We start from the raw sequence: 6,165 nt of genomic DNA, 5'->3' as shown, positions 1-6,165 counted from the left end.
AAATCTGCAAGCTTTTTTTATTAGCCTCTCAAAACAGCCTGATATGTGTCTTCTAACGCTTTCAGCACTTTGCTGTGCGCCTTTGTCACTTCTTCTTCAGTCAGTGTTTGTTCAGGGTTGACATATTGAAGTGAGAAAGCGACTGACTTTTTGCCTTCCTCCATATGCTCGCCTTCGTATACGTCAAAGACGGATACTTCTTTCAGAAGCTGGCCGCCAGCCTCTTTAATGACGCTCTCGAGCTGGCCGCTTGTGACGGATTTATCTGTTACAAGCGCGATATCACGTGTCACAGACGGATATTTTGGAATCGCCGTGTAAACAAGCGGCGCTGTATCCGCTGCGAGCAGTGCATGAAGATCAAGCTCAAACACGTATGTCTCTTTTATATCCAGTTCTTTTTCCAATGAAGGATGGACTTGGCCGATGAAGCCGATAAGAGAACCATTCAATAGAATGTTCGCTGTTCTGCCCGGGTGCAGCTGTTTGCGTTCAGATTGAACAAATTCAATGCTGTCGAGGACGTTCAGTTTGTCTAACAGCCCCTCCACAATTCCTTTGGCGACAAAGAAATCAACCGGTTTTTTCTCGCCCTGCCACAGCTGCTTGCGCCATAATCCGGTAACAGCTCCTGCCACGCGTTCTGTTTCAACAGGTTTTGTGTCCTCTTCCTTCGTCAGGAAAACGGAGCCGACTTCGTACAGTGCGACTGAGTCCGCCTGTCTCGCCAGATTGTAAGAAACGGACTCAAGCAGATTAGGAACAAGACTGTGTCTGAGAATGCTTCTTTCTTCACTCATTGGAAGCGCAAGCACAGTGTTCAGTGATTTTTCAATCGCAAACGCTGCCGCTTTCTTCTCGTTTGTCAGTGAGTAAGTGATAGCTTGTGACAGGCCTGCGCCTTCAAGAAAACGTCTGACCTTACGGCGTTTTGCCTGATATGGCGTTAATCCGCCTGTTGTTCCTGCTGTCTCAGGAAGCGTGGACGGAATGTTATCGTAGCCGTACAGTCTTGCCGCTTCTTCAATTAAATCCTCTTCGATTGTAATGTCACCGCGGCGTGATGGTACGGTCACAACGAGAAGGTCATTCGCTTCACCGACAGTAAAACCGAGACGCTTGTAAATGCTGATGAGTTCTTCTTTGCTGATTGTCATGCCGAGAACGCTGCTCACTTTGTCAGCAGATACATGAATGTTATTTGCTTCGATTGTCAGGTGATCTTCCTCAACCGTTCCAGTGAGCACTTCACCGCCGGCATACAGATGGATCAGCTGTGCAGCCCGTTCTGCTGCAAGACGTACGCGGGCCGGATCAATGCCTTTTTCAAATCTTACGCTTGATTCACTTCTCAAACCAAGGTCTTTGGAAGCCTTGCGAACTGTCTGTCCATTGAAATACGCGGCCTCAAGCAAAATCGTTTTCGTATCTTCCTGAACTTCTGACTCTGCTCCCCCCATGACACCGGCAACGGCTTGCGCTTTCGTTCCGTTCGTAATGACAAGGTGATCGGCAGAAAGCTTTCGTTCTTGATCATCAAGGGTTACGATCGTTTCATTTTCAGCTGCTTTTCTTACTACAACTTCCTTGGAGCCGAATCTATCATAATCAAACGCGTGAAGCGGCTGTCCGTATTCCAGCAGGACAAAGTTTGTGATGTCGACGACATTGTTGTGCGGGCGAATCCCTGCATTCATCAGCTTCGTCTGCATCCAAAGCGGTGACGGAGCAATCGTGACGTTTTTAATGATTTTTGCAGTGTACAGCGGGTTCGCTTCTTGATCTTCGACTTTGACAGCGATGTAATCAGACGCTTGTTCTGAAGCAGCCGGATAATCCGTTTGCGGAAGTTTTACCTCTGTATCTAAAATCGCTGCAACCTCGTAAGCAACACCAAGCATGTTCATGGCATCCGCGCGGTTTGGCGTTAAACCAAGCTCAAGAATCGCATCGTCAAGCTGTAAAGCCGCTAAGGCATCCCTTCCTGTTTCAGCGTCATTCGGGAATACGAAAATGCCTTCCGCATACTCTTTCGCCACAAGCTTGCTTTCAATGCCAAGCTCCTGTAAAGAACAGATCATGCCGTTAGATTCTTCACCGCGAAGCTTTGCTTTTTTGATTTTGAAATTGCCCGGAAGCACTGCTCCGACTGTTGCAACTGCGACTTTTTGCCCTTTTTCCACATTCGGCGCGCCGCAAATGATTTGTACAGGTGCATCCGCTCCGATATCCACAAGGCACTTATTCAGCTTATCAGCATTCGGATGCTGCTCGCGCTCCAGCACGTGGCCGATGACAACGCCTTTGATGCCTTCCCCTTTGTATTCAATTCCTTCAACTTCGATACCGGCTCTTGTAATTTTCTCAGCAAGAACAGCCGGGTCCATGCCTTTTATATCAACATAATCCTCTAACCATTTATAAGAAACAAACATCCTAGCATCCTCCTCTTACGCCTGTTTAAACTGCGAAATAAATCTGACATCATTTGTATAGAAGTGGCGGATATCATCAATGCCGTATTTCAGCATCGCGATGCGCTCAACACCCATTCCGAATGCGAAGCCCTGATATTCCTTCGGATCAAAGCCTGCCATTCTCAGCACGTTCGGGTGAACCATGCCAGCACCGAGGATTTCGATCCAGCCTGTTCCTTTACATACTGAGCAGCCGTTTCCTCCGCACTTAAAGCATGTTACGTCTACTTCTACTGAAGGCTCAGTAAACGGGAAGAAGCTTGGGCGGAGTCTGATTTCACGGTCTTGCCCGAACATTTTTTTCGCAACGAGTTCAAGCGTTCCTTTTAAATCACTCATGCTGATGTTTTTATCAACGACAAGCCCTTCAATTTGCATAAATTGGTGAGAGTGCGTCGCATCATCGTTATCGCGGCGGTATACTTTACCCGGACAAATGATTTTCACCGGCCCTTTGCCTTCATGCTTTTCCATCGTCCGTGTTTGCACAGGAGAAGTTTGCGTTCTCATCAAAGTTTCCTCTGTGATGTAAAAGCTGTCCTGCATATCGCGCGCAGGGTGTTCTTTCGGCAGGTTGAGTGATTCGAAGTTGTAGTAATCCGTTTCAACCTCAGGTCCTTCCTCGACTGTGTAGCCCATACCGATAAATAAATCCTCAATTTCTTCAATGACAACAGTGAGCGGATGGCGGCCTCCGACTGCGACAGGGTTCCCAGGCAGCGTGACGTCGATTGTCTGTCCAGCAAGCTTCTGCTTCATTTCCTCTTCCTCAAGCTTCTCGTTTTTGACAGCAATTGCATTGGCGATACGCTCTCTTACTTCATTCGCGAGTGCGCCCATTTTCGGACGTTCCTCAGCAGAAAGTTTGCCCATTCCACGCAGCACTTCTGTAATCGGCCCTTTTTTTCCGAGATATTGCACCCGAATATCATTGACAATCTTTAATGAGCTTGCCGCTTCTACTTGTTCTAAAGCTTCTTGTTCCAGCTGTTTTAGCTTTTCTTCCATTTTGCATCCTCCTTTTATGTAAACAAACCGTCATATGTCTTTGGAAAATAAAAAAAACCCGCCCCTTATACAAGGGACGAGTTGTGGCCGCGGTACCACCCTTATTTCAGACAGACTAATGCTGTCGTCAGCTTCATTGACATAACGGAATCAGATTCCGGTTCACCTTTACGCGCAGTGTACGCGGTCCCGGCGACAACTCAAGAGGTGAAGCCAATTTCCGGCTGCGTTAAAAATGCTCTCAGTCAGCGGCATTTTCTCCCTGGAAAGCAGTTGATCAGAAATTGAGGTCCTCTGTCACGGTTTTTGAAATATTATGTTCTATTATAGAGAAATCCACCGCTTGGCGCAACACTATCCTCGCAAGTGATACATGAGGATGGCAGCCGCAATGGCAACGTTCAGTGATTCCGCCTGTCCGTAAAGCGGCACATACAGGTTCAAGTCCGTTTTTTCCAGCAAGGCGGCATCCACCCCTGCCCCTTCATTTCCTACAATAAGCCCAAAGGATTCAGCCTGGGACATGTCCCGGTAAGGCGCCCCGTTTTGCAGCGCCGTGCCGTACACTTTTACGCCCTCTGCCTTCAATTCATCCACATAAGTATGCAGGTTTCTTCTCACCACAGGAATATGAAAGTGAGATCCTTGCGCCGATCGCAGTGTTTTTCCGTTATAAGCGTCCACCGTGCCGTCACCGAGCACAACCGCATCTAAACCGGCCGCATCAGCCGTCCGAATCATCGTGCCGAGGTTTCCCGGGTCTTGAACAGCGTCAATCAGCAGCACCCGCTGAGGCGACGCCAGTTTTTCTTCAGGCATATGGCACACAGCGGCGATCTGCTGCGGCGTTTCGGTTTCAGTAACAGCTGAAAAAGCATCCTCACTCAGCACGTAGCACTGGATGCTCACATCAAGATCTGACGGAATTTTCGTTTCATCCTTTACAAGGATTTCTTTCACCATGCCCGGGCTCTTCAACGCCTCTTCAACAAGATGTTCTCCCTCTATCAGAAATGTATTCGTTTTTGTTCGTTCTTTTTTCGTGTGAAGCTTTTTCCAATCCTTCACTTTTTGGTTTTTTGCCGATTCTATTTGTTTCACTGTCTGTGTGGCTCTCCTTTTTTTAACATGATGTTATTATATCGCAAGAACGGCACATAATAAACCAGGTGCAGGGTTAGAATATACATATTACATTTTAGGAAAAGGAGCGTTTTACATGGATCTTAATTTACGTCATGCCGTCATAGCCAATGTAACCGGCAATAATCAGGAACAGCTTGAGCATACAATCGTGGATGCGATTCAAAGCGGTGAAGAAAAAATGCTTCCAGGGCTCGGCGTTTTATTCGAGGTTATCTGGCAGCACGCATCCGAAAGTGAGAAAAACGAAATGCTAAAAACGCTTGAAGGCGGATTAAAACCCGCCCAATAAGACTCATGAAACCGGGTGACAGCGCCCGGTTTTTTTCTTATATAATAGAAACATGATGAGGAGGAACGCCATGTTTTTACAGCCGTTATTAGCGAAAAAAATCATTGCTGAAGTCAAAAAAATGTACGAACGTGAAGTCATTATTGTGAACACAGACGGCCTTATTATGGCAAGCACAAATGATGAGCGGGTCGGACAATTTCATGAAGGAGCGCTCATCTGCGCAAAAGAGAAACGCAACGTCATTATTACAAAAGAAGATGAAAAGAGACTAAAAGGAGTGAAGGCAGGCCTGAATCTCCCTGTATTTTCTGACCGTGATGTGATCGCCGTCTTCGGGCTCACAGGTGAGCCTGCTGAGATTCAGCCTTACGGGGAGCTGCTTCGGAAAATGACAGAGCTGTTCATTAAGGAATCGTGGCATTTAGAGCAGTCCCAATGGCGTGAGAGAATGCTGGAGTCCTTTATGATCGATTGGCTGCAATTAAAAGAGTGGTCTCCCGGTTTTCTTGAGAAAGCCCAGCTTCTCGGTGTTGACCTTTCCTCCCGGCGCCAAATGATTCTCATTCAAGGATATGAGTGGTCACCTCATGATATTAAGCAAATGACACATATCTGGAAATCTGCGTACCCTTCGGATTTGTTCATCAGGTGGGGAAATGAACGGATTCTGATTAATCACGAAGTGCCAAAGCATGAACAAAGGGATCGGCTTTTGCGGGAGCTCCTTCATATTTGTTCGTTTGCTCATACCGCAAATAGCCGATTTGCGGCAGCTGGTGCCGGAAGGCCTGTGGCAAGCTCCAGCCTGACGGACTCATACGAGCAAGCGGAAAAAGCGCTGGCTGTCAGCCTTAAGCGAAAAACCCCCATCTTCGAAGAGGATCTGAAGCTTGATATGTGCCTGACTGAGATCAGCCCGGGTACCCGAAATGAATTTCCGCAAAGAGTATTCCGGGAGGCGCTTCAGCATCAGGAGCTTATGTATACCATACGGACTTTCTTTCATCACGATTTGTCTTTGAAACAAACCGCTAAAGACATGCATATTCACATCAATACATTGCGTTATCGCCTGTCTAAGGCTGAACAGCTGACGGGTTTGCGTTTTGACTGCACAGAGGATATTGTCACGATGTATGTTGCACTCTATTTTTTAGATCAAGATACAAAATAAAGAGAGTTTCAGTTTTATTTTTTGTATGTTTCTCCATGGAAGGCTTTGCTTTTTTTCTTTTACAATAG

General features: G+C 46.9%; 6 protein-coding genes. 3 read left to right on the top strand and 3 right to left on the bottom strand.

Translation table 11 applies throughout. From position 1 onward, the window contains the following. Nucleotides 1-20: 20 nt before the first annotated feature. Entirely contained in the window at nucleotides 21-2,435 is a 2,415-nt protein-coding gene (gene pheT / locus RAC86_RS15105; protein WP_072566655.1) for a phenylalanine--tRNA ligase subunit beta, read from the bottom strand. A 15-nt stretch (nucleotides 2,436-2,450) separates the two neighbouring features. Next, nucleotides 2,451-3,485, bottom strand: coding sequence for a phenylalanine--tRNA ligase subunit alpha (gene pheS / locus RAC86_RS15100; RefSeq protein ID WP_014114709.1), 1,035 nt, complete (start codon nucleotides 3,483-3,485; stop codon nucleotides 2,451-2,453). An 81-nt stretch (nucleotides 3,486-3,566) separates the two neighbouring features. Here pheS and RAC86_RS15095 point away from each other — a divergent pair, with 81 nt between their 5' ends. Next, a complete protein-coding gene (locus RAC86_RS15095) occupies nucleotides 3,567-3,773 on the top strand; it encodes a hypothetical protein (protein WP_072182844.1) in 207 nt (68 codons plus the stop codon). Nucleotides 3,774-3,839: 66 nt separating this feature from the next. Here RAC86_RS15095 and RAC86_RS15090 read toward each other — a convergent pair whose 3' ends face one another. Next, a complete protein-coding gene (locus RAC86_RS15090) occupies nucleotides 3,840-4,586 on the bottom strand; it encodes a TrmH family RNA methyltransferase (protein WP_072566656.1) in 747 nt (248 codons plus the stop codon). A 118-nt stretch (nucleotides 4,587-4,704) separates the two neighbouring features. Here RAC86_RS15090 and sspI point away from each other — a divergent pair, with 118 nt between their 5' ends. Further along, nucleotides 4,705-4,920 carry a small acid-soluble spore protein SspI gene (gene sspI / locus RAC86_RS15085; RefSeq protein ID WP_003222464.1) on the top strand — a complete coding sequence of 72 codons (216 nt, stop codon included), beginning with the start codon at nucleotides 4,705-4,707 and terminating at the stop codon, nucleotides 4,918-4,920. 70 nt (nucleotides 4,921-4,990) lie between these two features. Next, nucleotides 4,991-6,097, top strand: a complete 1,107-nt coding sequence (locus RAC86_RS15080) for a CdaR family transcriptional regulator (RefSeq protein WP_072182842.1) — start codon at nucleotides 4,991-4,993, stop codon at nucleotides 6,095-6,097. Nucleotides 6,098-6,165 lie beyond the last annotated feature (68 nt).

The sequence above is a fragment of the Bacillus sp. LR_5 genome (genome assembly GCF_042709275.1).
Note: the sequence above shows the minus strand (reverse complement) of the source record. Positions and strands in the feature narration are given on the sequence as shown.